Origin of the sequence: Arcobacter roscoffensis (assembly GCF_024267655.1) — a bacterium.
GTDB lineage: Bacteria > Campylobacterota > Campylobacteria > Campylobacterales > Arcobacteraceae > Arcobacter_B > Arcobacter_B roscoffensis.
The window spans coordinates 1,924,945-1,946,338 of record NZ_CP100595.1 but is presented as its reverse complement, the minus strand read 5'-3'; the positions used below and the strand labels follow the sequence as shown (position 1 = coordinate 1,946,338).

17 protein-coding genes and 1 other RNA gene are annotated in these 21,394 nt (G+C 28.0%); 8 read left to right on the top strand and 10 right to left on the bottom strand.

Annotation, left to right across the window (positions count from 1 at the left end; all coding sequences use genetic code 11):
• Positions 1–47: 47 nt before the first annotated feature.
• Genes NJU99_RS09170 through NJU99_RS09160 form a run of 3 tightly spaced genes read left to right on the top strand, consistent with a single transcriptional unit; the run spans position 48 to position 2,138 of the window.
• Positions 48–374 carry a hypothetical protein gene (locus NJU99_RS09170; RefSeq protein WP_254575618.1) on the top strand — a complete coding sequence of 109 codons (327 nt, stop codon included), beginning with the start codon at positions 48–50 and terminating at the stop codon, positions 372–374.
• Entirely contained in the window at positions 367–1,548 is a 1,182-nt protein-coding gene (locus NJU99_RS09165; protein ID WP_254575617.1) for an FAD-dependent oxidoreductase, read from the top strand. Before NJU99_RS09170 ends, NJU99_RS09165 begins: the two co-directional genes overlap by 8 nt.
• A gap of 8 nt (positions 1,549–1,556) precedes the next feature.
• Positions 1,557–2,138: a hypothetical protein gene (locus tag NJU99_RS09160; RefSeq protein ID WP_254575616.1), complete on the top strand. Its 582-nt coding sequence runs from the start codon at positions 1,557–1,559 to the stop codon at positions 2,136–2,138.
• A gap of 5 nt (positions 2,139–2,143) precedes the next feature.
• Here the strand turns inward: NJU99_RS09160 and NJU99_RS09155 are convergent, their stop codons facing one another.
• The 7 genes from NJU99_RS09155 to mltG all read right to left on the bottom strand — a co-directional run bounded on the left by NJU99_RS09155 (position 2,144) and on the right by mltG (position 8,643).
• A complete protein-coding gene (locus NJU99_RS09155; protein ID WP_254575615.1) occupies positions 2,144–2,449 on the bottom strand; it encodes a metal/formaldehyde-sensitive transcriptional repressor in 306 nt (101 codons plus the stop codon).
• A gap of 9 nt (positions 2,450–2,458) precedes the next feature.
• Positions 2,459–3,400: a cation diffusion facilitator family transporter gene (locus NJU99_RS09150; RefSeq protein ID WP_254575614.1), complete on the bottom strand. Its 942-nt coding sequence runs from the start codon at positions 3,398–3,400 to the stop codon at positions 2,459–2,461.
• Positions 3,401–3,483: 83 nt separating this feature from the next.
• Positions 3,484–3,882, bottom strand: coding sequence for a helix-turn-helix domain-containing protein (locus NJU99_RS09145; protein WP_254575613.1), 399 nt, complete (start codon positions 3,880–3,882; stop codon positions 3,484–3,486).
• Positions 3,883–4,014: 132 nt separating this feature from the next.
• On the bottom strand, positions 4,015–4,305 hold the full coding sequence (locus tag NJU99_RS09140; protein ID WP_254575612.1) for a heavy metal transporter: 291 nt from the start codon (positions 4,303–4,305) through the stop codon (positions 4,015–4,017).
• Positions 4,306–4,357: 52 nt separating this feature from the next.
• Entirely contained in the window at positions 4,358–5,302 is a 945-nt protein-coding gene (mdh, locus tag NJU99_RS09135) for a malate dehydrogenase (RefSeq protein WP_254575611.1), read from the bottom strand.
• Positions 5,303–5,432: 130 nt separating this feature from the next.
• On the bottom strand, positions 5,433–7,625 hold the full coding sequence (locus tag NJU99_RS09130; protein ID WP_254575610.1) for an NADP-dependent isocitrate dehydrogenase: 2,193 nt from the start codon (positions 7,623–7,625) through the stop codon (positions 5,433–5,435).
• 121 nt (positions 7,626–7,746) lie between these two features.
• Positions 7,747–8,643, bottom strand: coding sequence for an endolytic transglycosylase MltG (gene mltG, locus NJU99_RS09125; protein WP_346731807.1), 897 nt, complete (start codon positions 8,641–8,643; stop codon positions 7,747–7,749).
• A 145-nt stretch (positions 8,644–8,788) separates the two neighbouring features.
• Between mltG and NJU99_RS09120 the strand changes: the two genes are divergently transcribed.
• Positions 8,789–11,689, top strand: a complete 2,901-nt coding sequence (locus NJU99_RS09120; RefSeq protein WP_254575608.1) for a YhdP family protein — start codon at positions 8,789–8,791, stop codon at positions 11,687–11,689.
• A 10-nt stretch (positions 11,690–11,699) separates the two neighbouring features.
• Here NJU99_RS09120 and NJU99_RS09115 read toward each other — a convergent pair whose 3' ends face one another.
• Positions 11,700–13,214, bottom strand: coding sequence for a DUF3369 domain-containing protein (locus NJU99_RS09115; protein WP_254575607.1), 1,515 nt, complete (start codon positions 13,212–13,214; stop codon positions 11,700–11,702).
• Positions 13,215–13,322: 108 nt separating this feature from the next.
• Here NJU99_RS09115 and NJU99_RS09110 point away from each other — a divergent pair, with 108 nt between their 5' ends.
• Positions 13,323–13,517, top strand: a complete 195-nt coding sequence (locus tag NJU99_RS09110; RefSeq protein WP_254575606.1) for a hypothetical protein — start codon at positions 13,323–13,325, stop codon at positions 13,515–13,517.
• A 4-nt stretch (positions 13,518–13,521) separates the two neighbouring features.
• Positions 13,522–16,434, top strand: coding sequence for a sodium:solute symporter family transporter (locus NJU99_RS09105; protein ID WP_254575605.1), 2,913 nt, complete (start codon positions 13,522–13,524; stop codon positions 16,432–16,434).
• Between the two features lie 23 nt (positions 16,435–16,457).
• Here the strand turns inward: NJU99_RS09105 and NJU99_RS09100 are convergent, their stop codons facing one another.
• Together NJU99_RS09100 and secA are read right to left on the bottom strand one after the other, a co-directional pair.
• Positions 16,458–17,663, bottom strand: a complete 1,206-nt coding sequence (locus tag NJU99_RS09100; RefSeq protein WP_254575604.1) for an ABC transporter permease — start codon at positions 17,661–17,663, stop codon at positions 16,458–16,460.
• Between the two features lies 1 nt (position 17,664).
• On the bottom strand, positions 17,665–20,283 hold the full coding sequence (secA, locus tag NJU99_RS09095) for a preprotein translocase subunit SecA (RefSeq protein ID WP_254575603.1): 2,619 nt from the start codon (positions 20,281–20,283) through the stop codon (positions 17,665–17,667).
• Positions 20,284–20,340: 57 nt separating this feature from the next.
• Between secA and lolA the strand changes: the two genes are divergently transcribed.
• Together lolA and rnpB are read left to right on the top strand one after the other, a co-directional pair.
• Positions 20,341–20,874 (top strand): LolA-like outer membrane lipoprotein chaperone, encoded by a 534-nt coding sequence (gene lolA, locus NJU99_RS09090; protein ID WP_254575602.1) that lies wholly within the window; start codon positions 20,341–20,343, stop codon positions 20,872–20,874.
• A 35-nt stretch (positions 20,875–20,909) separates the two neighbouring features.
• An RNA gene (gene rnpB, locus NJU99_RS09085) (RNase P RNA component class A) lies at positions 20,910–21,237 on the top strand.
• Positions 21,238–21,394: the final 157 nt, after the last annotated feature.

Here is a 21,394-nt window from a genome sequence, read left to right as displayed (position 1 = left end):
TTGAGTCTATTTAACTATAGTATTAATAAATTTGAATGGAATATAAAATGTTTGAAAAAGATGAGTGGACACAACAAGAACTATATAAATACACTAAAGATTTAGAAAAGCAAGGGCTTCAAGTTGTATTGGTTGATACAGTTTTAAAGCCAATTGATAATATAGAAACAATTACTTATAATCCTTTTGAAATGAAAGAATATCCAAAAGGAACAGTTTTTGTATTTTATTGTGATACTGGAAAATCTACAAAAGAGAGATTAAAATTTTATAAGTCAAAATTTCCAGATTATAAATGTATTAGTTTAAGAGGTGGAAGAGGTTATTGGAGACCAAATTATCAATTAATGGAAGAGTTAGATAAAAATGTCTGAAAAAATATACGATTATGTGGTATTAGGTGCAGGAGTTGCTGGTTCTTTTGTATCTAATGAATTAAAAAAGCATACAAAAAATTTACTTTTAATAGATAGAAATAGTGATGTAGGTTTTGGTGCTAGTGGTGCTGCTGGTGCTTTTTTATCTCCTTTATTGGGTAAGGATAATAAATTTAAATCTCTTATTACAAAGGCTTTAAAATACTCAACAAACTTTTATAAGGAAAACTTACCTTCCCTGATTTCACACTGTGGTACATGTAGAATTCCTAAAAATGATGAAGATAGACAAAAGTTTGAGAGCTACAAACCTTTTATGGATTTTGACTATGAAGAGCTTGAAGATGGATATTTTTTCCCTATTGGTTCTCAGGTTGATTCTTATGAAGTATGTAAATCTTTAACTAAAGACATAAAAAAGCTTTTATCTTATGAAGTTACAAAGATAGAAAAAGTTGATGGTTTATGGCTTATAAATGATGAAATCAAAACAAAAAATTTGATATTAACTACTGGTGCTAATATAGATTTAATAGATGAAGAGTATTTTAATATAAGAGCTGTGTGGGGTCAAAGAATTAATATTTTGTCATCTACAAAAGTAGATATAAATTATCATAAAGAATGTTCTTTATCTAAGTCAAAACCTTTTGATAATACATCTAAGAATTTGATTAGTATTGGCGCAACACACAATAGATTTGAAGATGATATGAGTGGAACATGTTATGATTTAAAAACAGCAGATTTTAATCATATAGAGCCAGATGAAAAAAGTTTAAAACTTATGAATGAAGATACCTCAAAACTTTTAAATTTAGCAAATGATATAAAAAAACTTAATGATGTTGAGCTTTTAGATGTAAAAATAGGAGCAAGAGCTTCTAGTGTTGATTATTTTCCAATGCTTGGAAAACTAGTTGATTCTAAAAAAAGTATTGAGAAGTTTCCTCATATCTTAAATGGAAGTTTTATCAAAAAAGAAAATTTAGAAATGATTGATAATCTTTATGTTTTAAATGGGGTAGGTGGAAGAGGTTTTGTGTTATCACCTTATTTAGCAAGACAGTTAGTTGAACATATTATAAATAAAAAAGAGATAAGTGAAGATATAGAAACTTATAGACTATTTACAAGATGGGCTAAGAGATTAAAAAATAAAAAGAAATAGGAAAGTGTATGATTAAAAATGTTTTAAAGATTGTATTTTTAGGTATTGTAGGGTTTGCTGGCTTAGTTTATTTAACAGCTCCTGAAGATAGACTTGCTCCTAAAAAGCAAGAAATGAAAGTTCAAAAAAATGTGGCTTATTTCCCAAGTCACTTTGAGTTAATAGGCGAGGGTAATTACTTTAGAAAAGAAGTTGTATTTCCAAAAGGTGAAGAAAAAACTATTATAGTTTTAAATCATGACTCTTTAGCTGTTTTTAATGAGCTTGATAAATATATAAAAAAAGATATTGTACTTGTGGCAAATGTATCTCAAACACCTTGGCTAATAAAAAAACTAGCTGTAGATGGAAAACTTGAAGAGCTATATAAAGGTACTAATAATAAGCTTATAAATGATTCAAATGGAGCAGTTATAAGAGTTCTTAGTTTAAATAGTGTTATTCCAAATAAATATTATGTATATAAGGTTCAAAAAGATGGAAGTATAAAAGAAGTTTTTGATGGTACTGTAAAGCTTGATGCTATGCAAAAAGGTATTTCAAGTGAAGAAAAAGCTTCAATTTTAAATTCACTTATTTCAAAGTTATAGTAAATTTATTTACTATAACTTTTCATGATATTTACAAGTTCATCCATCTTTGCCATAGCATCAGCTTGAGTTTTTGCTTCTTGTATCTCTTTTACTAAATGACCTTTAGCAAAATGTTCAACATAAGAGTTTATCATACCATTTACAGCTCCTTTGATTGCTGTAAGCTGTCTTATTACTTCATATGGATCTAAATGTTCATCTTTACAATCAATATCATCTTCAAGCTTTTTTTTCACGGAGTTTACTTGTCCTTGAATTCTGTTTATTCTGTTAATTAATTTTTTATTTTCTATATCGCATTGGTACATTTTAATCCTTTATAAAATACAATTAGTATGTCTTTTTATTTTTTTTGATGTGTCTACTTGTATTAGAACATGATTAAATCCTAAATGATTTAGTTTATGCTCAATATTACTTGTAATCTTTTCAATCTCTTCTAAATTCATCTCAATATCTTTTAATACTAAATGAAATGATATGAAATTATGCTTTGAACTAGGCTTATGAATGTGTAAGTCATGATATTCTATCACATTAGTATTTTCTTTTATTATTAACTCAAGTTTTTCTTGTGAAATATCTATGATATTCATATCCATTAAAGATAAAAAACTTTTTTTAAGTAATGGGTATGAATGAAAAAGTATATAAATACTAAATATTACTGTTAAAATAGAATCAATAAAATAGACTTCAAAAAAGTAAATAAAAATACCAGCAACTACAACAGCAACAGAGATTAAAGCATCACTTAGCATATGTAAGTAGGCTGATTTTATATTTGCATCTTCATTTTGATTATGCGAATGATTATGCGAGTGTGAATGATTATGATCGTGCTCATGAGCACAAGAACTAACACCAATGTTATTTAAAATATAAGCACTAATACCATTTGCAATAACAGCAATAAAACCTACAATAATCATATATATTGGATTAATAATCTCAGGGTTCAAAAATCTATTTATTGCTTCATAAATCATATATATCATTGTTATATATAAAAATAAAGTATTAACAAATGCAGCCATCATTTCAGCCCTTAAATAGCCAAATGTTTGTTTAAAAGTTGTAGTTTTAGCTCCTAAGACTAAAGCTAGATAAGTAACTACAACAGCTAATACATCTCCTGTATTATGTAGGGCATCTGCAATTAAGGCAAATGAGTTTGATAAGATACCAAATACAATTTCAGAGATAATTATGATGATATTTACAATTATAATAAGCAGAATTTTCTTTTCTCTTGACATATAAAACCTTTAATATAATATAGTGGGGTATAGTATATAGGAAAAAAATAAATTTTGCAAGAAGTACTAAAAAATTAGTGCTTCTATATGTAGTATTTTTTATATCGTTTATAAAAAAGAGGTATACCCCATCCAAGCAATGGGTAAATAAACCATAAAACTTCTGGATTTGTGATTAGATTTATTATAATAAGAAAAGTATTTACAAATAAAAAAATTACAAGACCTTTATCATGTTTTAAAAAGTTAATAAAATTATTAGTTGATATAGAATTAAGTTCTTCTTGATTTTTATTTTTTTCTATTAATTCTTTTAGTTCTGATACTTCAAGTTGAAAAGCTTTTGCTAAAGCATTTACTGATTCTAAACTAGCTTTATTATCTTTTTCTATTCTTTGTATAGTTCTAGAGCTTAAATTAGTTAATTGTGCTAAATATTCCTGTGACCAGCCATTTTTAATTCTTAAATCTTTTATACTCATTTTTATTTCCTAAATTAAATATATGACAATATTACCATTTTTTAGGTTTTGTCGGTTACGACAACTATATGACAATTGTTAAAATAATGTATTTTTATTTTAAAGAAAGAGGAGTTTATCCTCTAAGAAAATTTATTTCCCTGTGGCTACATTGAACTTACCAACAGCACAAGAAACAAAACTTTTTGCTGTTGTAGCTGCCTTGTCAAAACCTGATAATTCATCAGAAGTTAGTGGATAACCAAGTGCTCTTAGTTTTAATTTTAATTCTTCTTTTTTTTCATCTTCTATATGAAGTGTTATTTTTCTTGGGTTTACTTCTAGATCTACTTCAACTTCTCCAAATTCATCTTTTAAAGAGTTAATTAAAGTATTTGCACAACCTCCACATTTTACATTATAAACTTCAAATGTTTGTTTCATAATTTGCACCTTTTTATTTAATTATATATTTTTTGTGTTGAGATTGTGTGTATTATTTGAAAAACTTATTTTCTAAAGTATCAACTAATTCTTTAACTGAAGCTATTGATTTACTAAATTCTTCTTTTTGTGAATCATTTAAATGTAGTTCAATTACTTTCTCAACTCCATCTTTTCCAAGCATTACTGGAACTCCTGAGACAATATCTTCATATCCATATTCACCCTCTAATCTTACAGCACATGGATATACTTCTTTTTTATCTTCAAGAATTGCTTCAACCATAAGTGAAGTAGCATAAGCAGGAGCATAATAAGCAGAACCAGTTTCTAAAAGTTTTACTATTTGAGCTCCACCATTTTTTGTTTTTTCAACTATATCATTTATATCATCAGTCTCTAATACTTCTGATAGTGGAACACCTGCGACAGTTGAGAAATTAGGAAGTGGAACCATGTCATCACCATGTCCTCCCATTACAGAAGCTTCAATTTGCCCAGCATCATATCCTAATTTTTCTAAAATAAAGTGTGACATTCTAGCACTATCTAAAATACCTGCCATACCTATGATTTTATTTCTTGGATAGTTTGCAGCTTTTAATGCTGTGTAAACCATAGCATCAAGGGGGTTCGAAACAACTATAATTATTGCATTTGGATTAAACGTAATTGCACTTTGAATTACTTGTGTCATTATTTTTGCATTTGTTAGAAGTAAGTCATCTCTACTCATTCCTGGACGTCTAGCAATTCCTGCTGTAATTACAACAACATCACAATCTTTGAACTCTTCATCTTTAATACATGCTTTTACAATTGTGTTTGATTTGGCAGCATTTGCACTTTGTGAAATATCTAAAGCCATAGCTTGAACAATATTTTCTCTTATATCTTTTAATAAAATTTGAGAACATTTATTTTTTGAAGCAAGTGTGAAAGCTAAAGTAGAACCAACATTTCCTACACCAATAATACCGACTTTTTTATTATTCAAAATAGAAACCTTTAGTAAAAATATTTTAAATAATTATATCGAATTGGGACTTATTTGAAGGATTAAGTTAGGCTTGTTTTATGATAAAAAGAGAAGTTAAACTTCTCTTTTTAAAGTAGTGGTTTAATTATTAACCAATAATTGAATTTAAAGTTGCAGATGGTCTCATCGCAGCTGATGTTTTAGCATCATCTGGTAAGTAGTATCCACCCATATCAACAGCTTTTCCATGATCAGCAACTAATTCAGATATAATTTTATCTTCATTTGCAGTCATAGCTTCAGCTATTGGAGTAAACTCAGCTTTTAAGTCAGCATCAACATCTTGTGCTGCTAATTCTTGAGCCCAGTACATGCTTAGGTAGAAGTGTGAACCTCTATTATCAATTGAACCTAATTTTCTAGCAGGTGATTTGTCATTTAAAAGGAAAGTTCCAGTTGCTTTATCTAAAGTATCAGCTAATACTTTTGCTTTAGCATTATCTTGAGTATTTCCTAAATGTTCAAATGAAGCAGCTAGTGCCATAAATTCACCTAATGAATCCCATCTTAAGTAAGCTTCTTCTTGGAATTGTTGAACGTGTTTAGGAGCAGATCCTCCAGCACCAGTTTCAAATAATCCTCCACCTTTCATTAATGGAACGATTGATAACATTTTTGCAGATGTTCCAAGCTCTAAAATAGGGAATAAGTCAGTGTTGTAATCTCTTAAAACATTTCCAGTTACAGAAATAGTATCTAAACCTTTTCTCATTCTTTCAACAGAAGTTTTTGTAGCATCAACAGGTGCAGCAATAGAAATATCTAAACCAGTTGTGTCATGTTGTGGTAAGTAAGCATTAACTTTTTTAATCATTTCAGCATCATGTGCTCTGTTTTCATCTAACCAGAAGATTGCAGGAGTATCAGATAATCTAGCTCTAGTAACTGCTAATTTAACCCAGTCTTGGATTGGAGCGTCTTTTGCTTGACACATTCTGAAAATATCACCTTCTTCTACGTCAAATACAAATACATCATTTCCATCTTTGTCAATAACTTTGATTTGACCATTAGCTTGCGCTTGGAAAGTTTTGTCATGTGAACCATATTCTTCAGCTTTTTTAGCCATAAGTCCAACATTTGGAACAGTTCCCATTGTTTTTGGATCTAATGCACCATTTTCTTTACAATCATCAATAACTGCTTGGAAAGATCTAGCGTAACATCTATCTGGAATCATTGCTAATGTATCTTCTTCTTGGTCATCAGCATTCCACATTTTACCACCACCTCTAATCATAGCAGGCATAGATGCATCAATAATAACATCAGAAGGTACATGTAAGTTAGTAATTCCTTTGTTTGAGTTAACCATTGCTAATTTAGGTTGACTCGCATATACAGCTTCAATATCAGCTTCAATTTCAGCTTTTTTATCTGCATCAACTTGGTCTAATTTAGAGTATAAGTCACCTAAACCATTGTTGAAGTTTACACCTAATGAATCAAATAATTCACCGTGTTTAGCTATTAAGTCTTTGAAGTATACTTTTACTGCAAATCCAAACATAATTGGATCAGATACTTTCATCATTGTAGCTTTTAAGTGAAGAGATAATAATACTCCTCTTTCTTTAGCTTCATCAATTGATTTTTGGTAGAATTCTTGTAATGATTTTGCGCTCATTACAGTTGCATCAATAATTTCACCAGCTTCTAAAGGAGTTGATGCTTTTAATACAGTCTCTTCTCCAGCTTCGTTGAAGAAAGAAATTTTAACGTCATTTGCTTCAGTCATAGTTGTTGCTACTTCTGAACCATAAAAGTCATTTTCACTCATGTGAGCTACATCAGTTTTTGAATCTTTTTTCCATTCACCCATTCTATGAGGATTGTTTTTAGCATAATTCTTAACAGCTCCTGGAGCTCTTCTATCTGAATTACCTTCTCTTAATACTGGGTTAACAGCAGAACCTAAAATCTTAGAGTATCTAGCAGAGATTTCTTCAGATTCGTCATAGTTAGGTACATTGTAACCTTTTTCTTGTAATTCAGCAATTGCTGCTTTTAATTGAGGAATTGAAGCAGAGATATTTGGTAATTTTACAATATTAGCTGTTGGATCTTGTGTTAATTCACCAAGTTCTGCTAAATGATCACCGATTTTTTGATCTTCAGTTAAGTTCTCAGGGAAGTTTGCAAGAATTCTTCCTGCAAGAGAGATATCTTTTGTAAGCATTTCAATACCAGAACTTTTTGTGAAAGCTTTGATAATTGGTAAGAAAGAGTATGTTGCTAATGCTGGCGCTTCATCAACTTTTGTGTAAATGATCTTTGACATGTTATTTCCTAAATTTTAAATTTTTATGATTCAATATCATATCACTTATTAAATTCATCATAAATGAAATTTATAATTAAAAATATGTCAAAAATATGTTTGTTTCAATTTTGCACAATTATTATTTTACATTCATCCATAAATCTTTAATAGATGTAGGCTTCTGCTTGCTTACATCGGTATTCATGATTGTTTTAGCTTCTTTATCAATCTTTGTTTCAACAGCTTTAATTTTAGTGTAACTTTTTTTAACACCTCTATTTGCATTAATGTTATTTACGTGTTCTTTGTAACTTTTCGCAAACTTATGTAAACCTGTTTTGTTATTTCTTACAAAGTATAAATACCTACTTTTTACTGGGAAGATTGCAGCTTTAATAGCATTTAATCCTACTGCTGAAACTGGATTTTTCGGTAATCCTCTGTATTTGTAGGTATTATATGAACTGTCATCTTCTCTAATTCTTTTCGCTGTTACTTTAATATGAGCATATCTACCATAGTTTAAAGTTCCATCCATTTGAAGCTTCATACCTTTTTTTAATCTATTGTGAATAACACTTGATACTATTGGCATTTCATCTATTGTTGCTGATTCTTTTTGAATAATAGAAGCAAGACTTATGTAGTAATACCATTTCTTTTTATCATAAATACCAAATATTTTTTTGGAAAATGCTTCGTACTTTTTACTTGTTTGTGATAAAAGATAAAGCATTAAATGATCTTCTTTCATTCCATAAGGTAAAGAATAGGTATCAGCTAAAATATTTCCATCAGCTTTGTAGGCATGTTTATTATATACTTCCCAAAGTTTTTTTTCTGATAAGTTAAATTTCTCAGCTAGTTTTTTTATTAAAATATAGTTTGTCTCACCTGGAACTAAAGTGATTGTTTTTAAAGCTGCTTTTGAAGTAGTAAGCTTATATAAAAAATCCATTTTTGTAAGTTCATTTTGATTTATGTCTATCCATCCACTTTGAATAAAACCCATTCCTCTTAGGATAACTTTATCCATTATATTAAGCTCAAAGCCACTTTTATTTAGGTAAGATATAATAAAATTAGTACTACCTTTTGGTATAAACAAAACTTTTGTGGAATTCATCGGAATTGTTACATAAAATAAAACTACTATTAAACTTACAAGGAATAATTCAATAATGTTAAAGATAATTAAACTTTTATTAGTTTTTCTTTTTTTGACTATAGTTTCGGTGTTTTCGCTGTTATTATCAGGCATAAAAATAGACTCTTTCTCTTTTAATAATATAAATGTCTCGCAATTTTATATAAAACTAGATAAAAAACTTATTGTAGATATAGAAAATATCGAATATAAATCAAAAAAATCTCAAGTTACCAGCTCCTTTGAAGACCTAAAAAAGAATATTGAGCTTTTACCAAATATCTTAAAAATTTTTAAAAAAGTACATATTGAAAGACTAAAAATTGATGGAAATGAGTTTACAGTTTCAATAAATGAAGAAGCAATATATTTAGATAATAAATATGTGAACTTTTCTTCAAAGTTTAACTTTATAGCCCATCAGGTAGTCTTTGATATGTATTCACTACATTTAAAAGATCTTGATTTATTGCTTGATGGAAAAGTAAAAATCGATTATTTTAATGAAAAATTAGACTATTTTGGAAAATACTACTATCAAGATGTAAATGGTGAGCTAAAGTTAGAAATGACAGATAAAATTGCTCAGTTTTATATAAACTCAAATAAATTTAAAAGTTTATCATTTTTAAAAGAGTTTTTTAGGCTTTCTGTTGATGCTGAAGACTGGATGTATGAAAATGTAAGTGCAGATATACAACTTGAAGACTTTTATGGAACAGTTGACTTAGAAAGAAAAAGAGTTATTGAAAAGTCTTTAAAAGGTACTGCAAAACTTTATGATGCAAAAGTAAACTTTCAAAAAGGTGCAAGTCCAGTTGTCAGTAAACAAATTGATTTAGAGTTTAAAAAAGGAAACCTTTATATTAATCTTTTAAAGCCAAAATACAAAGATGTAGATATTAATGGAAGTTTTGTAGTAATTAGAAATTTAGCTAGTGAGAAAAATGGAGTAGTTGAAGTAAATATAAAATCAAAATCAAAATTAAACCAAACAATTTTGGACTTATTGAAAACTTATAATATAAATATTCCATTAATACAGCAAACAGGTATTACAAGTACTGCTTTAGTTTTAAAGGTACCTTATTTACTAAGTAAAAAGATGAGTACCCAAGGTCAATTTATTGTAAAAGATGCAAAAATAAAAGCAAATAACTTTGAGTTTTATACGAAAAAAGCAAATGTGATTTTAGATGGTTCAATAATTAGAATAAAAAAGTCAGACTTTAGTGACAAGGATATGCTCAAAGCAACAATTAATAATCTTGAATTAGATACAAATACTTTAAAAGCAAAAGGTGAGGTATTAATAAATAGTTTTGATGTAGAAACAAAAACTCAAAAGATATTAAATGTAAAAGATAAAAAAAGTAAAATCAATCTTGATTTTTCAAAGGCTGTTGGTATTTCCCTTGAAGATTTAGCTTTAGACATCTATATTGATGAATTAATAAATGTAAATATTAAAGACTTATCTAAAATTTATGAATATTCACAAGTTCTTAAAGAAAACTCTATTAAAGAAGGTAATTTAAAGCTAAAAATAAAAGATGAAAAAAATTTAACCTTTAATGGTATTGTTTCAAAACTCAATTTTCCTTTATTTGAAAATAGTACAAAGCTTGATAGTTTAGAGATTAAAGGAAAAGTGCAAGATTCTAAAACATATATTAATTCAGTAAATGAAAAAGTTAAATTATTTATAGATGGAGAAAGAGTAGAGCTTTTTCTAAAAGATTATCTACTTGATATAAGTAATGAAAATAATACTAATGAAAAATTAAAATTATTAGTAAAAGGTGAAGATATTCGCTTAAAAAATAAAGATGCAGAGTATTATTTAAATACTTTTAATGCCCATATAAATGATGAAAATATTTCTTTTAATGCTTTTGTAAAAAATCTTGATATTCCTTTATCAAAAAATGATAAAAAGGTAACTTCTTTAAATTTAGAAGGTTCCTTATCAAAAGAAAGAATTAAAATAAAAACACTTGATGATAGTTTAAGATTAGAAATTATTGGTGAAAACAGAATTGATTTAGATATTAATTCTTATGATGTTTTAGTAGACTTAAAAAGTGAAGAAGAAAGTGAATTTGATATTATAAATTTGAAAGCTAAAAATTCAAATCTTATTATCAATAAAGATTTTAAGTTTTTAGCTAATTCTTACGAATTCAGATTAAAAGAAGATACTAGTAAATATCTTCATTTAATGCATAAAAAAACAGATGTAACCTATAAACAATCAAAAGAGGGGAAAATAGATATTTATGCAAATGATATAAGTGATGAATTTGTAAATACTATTTTTAAAAAACAAATTGTTGAGGGTGGGAAGTTAATGTTTATTGCAAATGGCTTTGAACATAATTTAAAGGGAAAAACTATTTTCACAAATGTAAAGATTAAAGATTTAGCAATTATAAATAATCTTTTGATATTTATTCATAGTTCACCTGCATTAATAAATCCTTTATTAGCAGTACCCTCAGTTGTTTCAATGGCATCTAATAAAGGTTTCAATCTTACAGGTTACAAGATTATAGATGGGGTTTTAGAATTTGTGTATGATAATAAAAAGAAAAACCTTGATGTAAATAAGCTTGTGACTGTTGGAAATGGAATTGATTTTGATGGTAAAGGAAAAGTAGATTTAAATAATATGACCCTTGATTCAAAGATAAAATTGATATTTTTTAAAGATTACTCTTCTATAGTTGGAAGTATACCTGTTGTAAATTATGTATTACTTGGAGAGAATAAAAGAGTAGCTACACAAGTTAATATTTTTGGAGATTTAAAGAATCCAAAAATCTCTACAAACCTTACAAAAGATGCTTTTTCTGTTCCTGTGAATATAGGAAAAAGGGTACTTGAATCTCCTATTAAACTTTTTGAGTTTATTAAAGATTTAGGTGATAAATAGAGAGTTTAGTTTATTCTAAACCTTCTATTTTCTTAAAAACTTCTATATTTTCAAAAAGTATTTCCACTAGTTTTGGGTCAAAGTGTTTACCTTTTTGTTCATTGATTAAGTTAATCGTATTTTCTAAGCTCCATGGCTCTTTGTAGCATCTTTTATGAAGTAGTGCATCAAATACATCTGCTAAAGCTGTAATTCTTCCATAAATATGAATCTCTTCACCCTTTAAGCTATTTGGATAACCTGACCCATCCCACTTTTCATGGTGCTCATAGGCAATAATAGAGGCAGCTTGTAAAACATCTTTTTTTGAGTGAGCTAGAATATCTCTTCCTATTTGGGCATGGGTTTTCATGATTTTCATCTCATCTTCAGTTAGCTTTTCAGGTTTTAATAAAATAGAATCAGGTATTCCTATTTTACCAACATCATGCATAGGTGAGGCATTTCTAATTAAAATTGCTTCTTCTTCATTAAGCCCATATTTAATAGCCAGTTCATAAGAGATATTAGCAACTCTTCTTACATGATGAGAAGCCTCTTTTGAACGTCTCTCAACTGTTTCACCTAATGTTTCAATTAATTCTTTTTGTGTATCAATTATCTCTTTATTTAAATATAAATTATTAAAAGCACTAGACACATTATTTGAAAAGATATTTATTAAGTTTTTATCCAATTTATTTAGTTTATTAAAGCCATTTATATAGATAATATTTTGTTTGTTATTCTCTGTTTGTATATAACCTATATATTTGTCTTCTAAAAAAATAGACTCTTTTTTTTCTATAGCTTCATTTATTAACTCTTTTATTTGGGGAGTTAATATCTCTTCTATATTTTTGTTACTAAAACTTCCTGTTGTTGCTAAGAGATTAATATCTTTATCTTCTTTTTCTAGAGAAAATCCATCAGCATTTATTAAAAAAGAGTGACCATTAAGTTTTAATATAGAAATTATTTGACTTAAAACACCACTAGCAAAAAGCTTTAATGAGTTTGTTTCATAGATATTTTTTGTTGCATCAATAATTTTTTCTAAGCCTTTTTTACTTTTATGAATAGCACTTAAATCTTTGTATGATCTAATAGCACTTATCATAGTAGTAAAAAGTTTTATATCTGTTAACTCAGTCTTTTCTTTATAATCGTTTATATCATATTTTTGAATCACTTCTTTTTCAGGTGCAGAACCTGGCTGACCTGTTCTTAAAACTATTCTAATTAATTTATTATTTAACTCTTCTCTAATAATCTTTACTAAATCAAGACCAGCATGATCTGTTTCCATAACAACATCAAGTAAAACAACAGCTATATCATCTTCATTTTTTAATATCTCTAAAGCTTCTTTTGCACTATATGCACTTAAAAACTCTAATTTTTTATGTTTAAAAGTAAAATCATTTAATACAGTTTTTGTAATTGAGTGTACTGATATTTCATCATCACATATTAATATTTTCCATTTTTCTTCACTTAAGGGATTTTCATCTTTTCTTTTTTTTGCAAATTTTAAGTTAGCCATAAATTAGCCTTTTTTCATATTTTATTCATACATGATAACATATTTTTGACATTGTTTCTTTAAATAGTGTATTATGTTATTAAATATAAAATAATTGGTGGATTATTTATGAAAAAATTATTTCAATCAAAAGTGTTTCAAGTTTTAGCCTTTGTTTTAATATTTATCTTTATAAATATTTATGTAATATTTACTTTTGATAAAGATGATTTATTTCAAAGTTTTCTTATGGTCTATGTATCTTGGTTTATGATAATTATACTTTTAAAATTTATATCCACTTCAGTTAAAATAAAAGAGTAATATTATGTTTGAATTATATGAAGTAATAACTATATTTTCTAGTTATATGTTAATTCTTTTTATTTTTGCTTATTTTCTTGAAAATAAAAGATTTAATTTCTCATCTCAAACAAGAGCATATTTATACTCATTATCTTTAGCTATTTACTGTACTGCTTGGACATATTATGGTAGTGTTGGGAAGGTTACAAGTAGTGGTATTATATTTTTAGCTGTATATTTAGGACCTACACTTATTATATTTTTATGGCCTATAATTCTTCAAAGATTGATTAAAATTAAAAACAGATATAAAGTGACAAGTTTAGCAGATTTGATTTCAGTAAGATATGATAAATCTATGCTAATTGGTGCAATAGTTAGTTTTGGTACACTTGTGGGAATAATCCCTTATATCTCTATTCAGCTAAAAGCTATAATACAATCTATTGATATTTTAACTATCAATCATCATTCAAATTTTGTAAATGAAAATACTAGTACTGATAGTATTGGTTTACTTATAGTTTTTTTAATGACATTTTTTACAATAATATTTGGACTAAGAAAACTTGACCCCTCAGAACGGCACTTTGGTATGGTTTTTATTGTTGCCATTGAATCAATAGTAAAATTGATTGCTATTTTAATTATTGGTATTTTTGTATCATTTTTTTTATTTCCAGATATTTCTAGCATATTAGATGAGGCTTCATCTAATGGATTATTTAAACAAATTAATTCAAGTGTTGGAGTTGACTACTCTTCTTGGATAAGTATTTTAATACTATCAATGTTTGCTGTAATGTTTCTACCAAGACAATTTCATATTAGTGTTGTTGAGAACTCTGATATAAGCCATATTAAAACAGCAATGTGGGTGTTTCCTTTATACCTTTTATTAATTACTTTTTTTACAATACCAATTGCTTTAGCAGGGGAGCTTATATCCACAGATCATACATTAAGTGATTTTTATGTTCTTACTATTCCTTTAGATATGAATAAACCAATACTGGCGTTAATTGCATTTATTGGTGGCTTTTCAGCATCAACTAGTATGATAATGATTACTTCTATGGCAATGGCTATTATGGTTAGCAACTATTTTGTCTTACCATTAATTCAATCAAGTAGAAGACTAGGCTTTTTAAAGAAAAGGCTACTTTTTATTAGATGGATTATAGTAACTTTAATTATATATTTGAGTTACTTGTTTTATCTTTTTGTTTCAAAAACAAATTTAATAGTTAATATTGGGCTTATTTCTTTTACTGCAATTTTACAGTTTGCTCCTATTATTTTAGGAGGTCTATTTTGGGAAAGAGCAAATAAAAAAGGTGCCTTAGCTGCTTTGATTACAGGTTTTACTGTGTGGTTTTATACATTAATTATTCCTCAATTTGAAAAAAGTCAATGGATTTCATCGTATATTATAGATAAAGGATTATTTGGAATTGAAAGTTTAAAGCCTACTGCTTTATTTGGATTAGATAGTTTTAGTTCTATTCCCCACGCTGTTTTATTTAGTATGATATTTAATATTAGTGCATACATAATCTTTTCATTACTTAATAAATCAACACAAATTGAAACAAAAGTAGCAATTGACTTTATAAATATTTTAGAAAATAAAGAGCAAAATCATTATAAAGGTCAATTAGAAGATAGTATTATAGTTAAAGAAAAGATGAAAATATATGAGGCTATTTTATCAGACTATTTTAGCTCTCGTAAAACAAGTATGATTTTATTAAAGTTAAAAAAAGAGTTTAAATTATATAAAAAAGAAAAAATGAATATTTTACAGTTATCAAAAACTTATGCTCATATTGAAAAGATTTTAGCAGGAACCCTTGGAACTGCTGGGGCTTATAGTGTATTAAAAAACAGTGAAATTTTTACAGAAGAAGAAAGTATAAGTCTTTCAAATGTATATGCAAAAATTTTAAAAGATATGAAAATTACACCTGAACAGTTTAGTGAAAAAATTAACTATTTCAAAGAAAAAGAGAAGCTTTTAACAGAGCATTATTCACAACTTGAAGAGAAAGTAAATCAAAGAGATGAAGAAATTGAAGCTAGAAAAAAAGCTCAAGAAGAGATAAAAGTTTTAAATGAAACATTAGAACAAAAAGTTGAGCTAAGAACAAAAGAGTTAAAAGATTCAATGGATGAGTTAAAAAGAACACAAGAAAACTTAATAGAATCAGAAAAAATGGCTAGTTTAGGGGAATTAGTTGCTGGAGTTGCACATGAGATAAATACTCCTGTAGGTTTATCTCTTACAGGTATCACACACTTTATGTCAATGGCAAGTAAGCTTGAAAAAGATTATAAGGATGGAAACTTAAGTGAAGAAGAGTTTGAAGAATTTATTCAAACATCAAATGAATTATCAAAAACAATAAATCTTAATCTTGAAAAAACAGCCCAGTTAGTTAGAAGTTTCAAACAAGTTGCAGTTGATCAATCAAGTGATGAAAAAAGAGAGTTTAATCTTTGCGAGTATTTAGAAGAGATACTTATAAGTTTAAATAATATCACAAAAAAAACCAAAGTTAAAATAAATATTGACTGTAAAAAAGATATTTCTATTAATAGTTATGCTGGTGTATATTCTCAAATTTTTACAAATCTAATCATGAATAGTTTAAAACATGCTTATGAAAGAGATGAGGAAAATAGTATTGATATAATAGTTGATCAAAATCAAGATAGTATTATGATAGCTTTTAAAGATTATGGAAAAGGAATAAAAAAAGAGAATTTATCTAAAATCTTTAATCCTTTTTATACTACGAGCAGAGATAGTGGAGGAAGTGGATTAGGGCTTAGTATAGTGTATAACTTAGTTACTACAAAACTAGAGGGAACAATTACTTGTGAGAGTAAAGAAAAAGTAGGAACCACTTTTAACTTAATAATTCCAAAATAAAACGAATGAAGTATTTGTTACTTCTATTCGTTTCTAAGTACATCAATTACATCAATTTTTGTTGCTTTTGAAGCAGGGTAATATGATGAAATAAGTACAATAACTACAGCACCAACAAGAATAGATACAAAATCACTTGTAGCTAAATCAAGTGGAAGTTTTGCTGATCCATAAACATCAGCAGGAAGTGATACAATATCAAAGGTATCTAAAACCCAATAACCTATAAAACCTAAAGCAACACCACATAAAATACCTGAAAAACCAATGATAGTACCAAGTCTTAAAAAGATTGATTTTATCTCTTTTTCACTTGCTCCCATTGATAAAAGTAGGGCTATTTCTTTTCTTCTACTCATTACAGTCATAAGAAGGGAAGAAATGATATTTAATGAAGCTACTAAAATAATAAGCATTAAAACTATAAATAAAGCTGTTTTTTCCATCTTCATAGCTGCAAAAAAGTTTCCATTTTGTTGCCACCATCCAATAACACCTGCACCTGTACCTTCTAAATCTTTTTCAATTAGTTTTATATCTTTAAAGGCATCTTTTGAATATACATGAATACCATCATAGCTTCCTTCTTCTCTTTTAAGAAGAGTTCTTAAAGCTTCAATAGATGTATACATATATGCTTTATCGTAGGCATTTAAACCTGATCTAAATGACTCTTGAAAAGTAAATCTTTTCATTTTTGGAATCATTGAAAAACCAGTTGGATTTAAATCTGTAAAATATAAAGTAGCTTTAGAGCCTTTATTTAGATATAACTTATCACTAATTCCTTGACCTGTTATAATATCGTACTTTCTAAGTTCTAAATCACCTAAGGCATCTTTATAAATAGAGTTTATCTTGGCTTCTTTTTGTGGTACTACACCAAAAATCATACCACCACTCATAGTATCACCACTTTGAATAATAGCTTGTGATGAAATATATGGTGAAAACATTAAGTTTGGATGTTTTTCTTGAAGTTGATTTAAGATACTTTCATCTAAACCATTTTGGAATTTAGAATAAATAGTAAGAGGATAATTCATAGTAAAAAGTTTTTTTTCAAACTCTTTTGCTGTTCCATTCATAATAGCCATAGATAAAATAAGAACCATAACACCAATAGAAACCCCTATAAATGCCAAAATGGCACTTATAGAAATAAAAGGGTTTTTCTTATCAAATCTTAGGTATTTCTTTACAATAAAGTTAATTAACTTTTTATTCAAATTAATTACCTGCTGCTAAACCTCTTTTAGGTCCGCTTTTTCCATGACATTGTTTATACTTTTTACCTGAACCACAAGGACAAGGGTCATTTCTTGCTATTTTTTTGTCATTTGCGAAGATTTTTTCTTCTTCTACGTTTGTAATAGCACCTTCATTTACCTCTTCCATTTGCTCTTTCATTTTATTTAGAGCTTCTTGTTCTTTTTGTGTATCTTCATTTGATTGAAGTTGTACTGTAAATAGAATCTTGATAATCTCATTTTTGATATTTGAGATTAATTCAATAAACATATTATATGATTCTTTTTTATATTCAACAAGAGGGTCTTTTTGGTTATAACCTCTAAGCCCAATACCTGTTTTTAAAGTATCCATAGAGTATAAATGCTCTCTCCATGCATTATCTAAGATTTGTAAGTAAAGTACTCTTTCAATCTCTGACTTTTGTTCAGGAGCTGCTATTGACATTTTTTTCTCATAAACTTCTTTGATGATAGAGATTAAATTTTGTTCTAATTCTTCATAAGAATCTGATTGAATATCTTCTAGTTTCACTACTAAGTGTAACTCTTCTTTGAATTTCGCAAGAATATAATCATAGTTGTAATCTTCTGATGGCATACCATCTATAATTTCAGCACCAGCTAAAATATTTGCAATATATTCAGCTCTATTTTCTTCAAGTTTTGAATCAATATCATAATCAGGTTTTAAAAGGTCATTTCTAAACGAGTAGATTACTTTTCTTTGCTCATTTGCTACATCATCATATTCAAGTAGATGTTTTCTACTTTCAAAGTGCATTGATTCTACTTTTTTCTGTGCATTTTCAACGGCTCTTGTAACCATTCTTGATTCGATATGCTCACCTTCTTCAATACCAACTCTTTCCATGATACCAGCGATTTTATCTGAACCAAAGATTCTAAGTAAGTTATCTTCAAGTGATAAGAAGAATTGTGATTCACCAACATCACCTTGACGTCCTGCTCTACCTCTTAACTGATTATCAATTCTTCTTGACTCATGTCTTTCTGTACCTAAGATAACTAAACCACCAAGGTCTAAAATCTCTTGAGTTAATTTAATATCAACTCCTCTACCTGCCATGTTTGTAGCAATAGTTACAGCACCTCTTTGTCCTGCATCTGCAATAATCTTACCTTCTTTTTCATGCTGTTTTGCATTTAAGATTGTATGAGGAATTTTTTTGTCTTTTAAAATTTTATGTAATGCTTCTGATTTTTCAATTGATGCAGTACCAACAAGAACTGGTTGTCCTTTTTCATGTAACTCTTTAATTCTGTTACATACTGCTTCAAATTTTTCTCTTTCACTTTTATAGATTAAGTCATTTTTATCTATTCTTTGAATTTCAACATTTGTAGGAATTGATACAACATCTAAGCTATAAATTTCTGCGAATTCAGTTGCTTCTGTTTGAGCTGTACCTGTCATACCTGCTAATTTATCATACATTCTAAAGTAATTTTGGAATGTAATATCTGCTAAAGTTTGAGATTCTTCTTGAATAGATACATTTTCTTTAGCTTCTAAAGCTTGGTGTAAACCTTCACTAAATCTTCTACCTTCACTTAATCTTCCAGTAAATTCATCTACGATTATAACTTGATTGTCTTTTACAACATAATCTACATCTTTTTCAAAAATATAGTTTGCTTTTAAAGCTTGGTCTAAACTATGTGATAACATAGCATTTTCTAAAGAGTATAGATTCTCAACTTCAAAAAGTTCTTCTGCTTTTTCTATACCTTGCTCTGTTAATGAAACAGATTTGTTTTTTTCATCTACTGTATAGTCACCAGTAGTTTTAACTTTTTCTGTTGGATCTTTTGACTCAATAACTTCACCTCTTTCTAATCCTAAAGCAATTTCATTTGCTTTTAAATAGTTAGAGTTTTTGTGATTTGTAGGTCCACTAATAATCAAAGGAGTTCTAGCTTCATCAATTAAAATCGAGTCAACTTCATCTACGATTACGAAGTTATGTTCTCTTTGAACTTTTTCATTGATGTCTAAAACCATGTTATCTCTTAGGTAGTCAAAACCAAATTCATTGTTTGTACCGTAAGTAATATCAGAAATATATTGTTCTCTTCTTAGTCCATCATCTCTAATATCACCAGTAATAGCTCCAACGCTATATCCTAGGAAGTTGTATAATGGTTCTAGTTCTGCTGCATCTCTTGATGCAAGGTAGTCATTTACAGTAACTACGTGCACACCTTTACCACTTAAGGCATTTAATGAAACTACAAGTGAACCAACTAAAGTTTTACCTTCACCTGTTTTCATCTCTGCAATTCTACCTTCATGAAGTACCATAGCACCTACTAACTGTACATCGTAAGGTCTCATATTAAGAACTCTTTTACTAGCCTCTCTTGTCATGGCAAAGGCATCGTTTAGTACTTCATCTAGTGATCTATTCTCTTCTTGTACTTGTTTTTTTAACTCGTTGAAATTGTCTTGTAATTCTTCATCGCTTAAGCTTTCGTATTTACTTTCTAAGGCATTAATAGCTTCAGCTCTTTTTCTATATTGTTTTACTTCTCTATCATTTCGAGTACCAAAAATCTTTGAAAAAACATTAAACATAAAATTAATTCCTTTTTGTTATAATCCCTAAGATTATATAGAAAAAAAGGTTAAAGTATGTTTTATAAAATAGGATTGTTTCTAATTGGTTTCACATTAGTTTCAAATGCTTCGATTAATATAGAAAAATTAGATACATTCAAATCAGATTTTACTCAAAGTATTAAATCAACAACAGGAAAAACTATAGAGTATAAAGGTGCCGTTTTTATAAAAAAAGATGGAAAGATTTTATGGAGATACAAAACACCAATCATAAAAAATGTTTATGTTTTAAATAACTTCGCAATTATTGACGAACCAGAGCTAGAACAAGCTATTTATACTACTTTAGAAACAGAAGTAAATATCATCAGACTTTTACAAGGTGCAAAAGAAGTAGAAAAAAACAGCTTTTTAGCAAACTATCAAAATGTAGACTATCTTATAAGAACTTCAAATGAAGAGAATAAAATAGATACTATTTCATATAAAGATAGACTAGAAAATAGTGTAACTATCAAATTTAGTGACTCTATAATAAATGATAAAATAGAAGATAATATTTTTAAATTTACAGCTCCTGATTATTATGACATCATAAGAAAATAAAGTTTAAGAAAAATTGGATATAATTTCGCCTCTTTAAGGTAAACCAGACAATAGCTTGAACATAAGTTCAAGAGGAAAGTCCGGGCTGCAGTGAGGTATGGTTCCATTTAGAGAATGGCTAGGGTAACCTAAGGGATAGTGCAACAGAGAGTAGACAGCCGATTTATCGGTGATGGTGAAACGGTGAGGTAAGAGCTCACCAGACTTTTGAGTAATCTTAAGTGCTTTGTAAACCCAACCAGCAGCAAGAAGACCCGGTATTTACTTCACATTTTTGGTCTTCGCAAGATTAGCTAAGTAATTTGCTAACTAGATAAATTATTGTCTTAAAAACAGAACTCGGCTTATTGGTTTACCTTATAACTTTACAATGACTTACAAACACTTACAAAATAAGCCTTTATTAAAAAATATACCATTATAATATTACATTGAATTACATACAATTACAACTATAACCGTGTTAAACTCCGTGTCAAAAACTTGACACGGTTCATTTTTAACACGGTGAAGGAAAAAT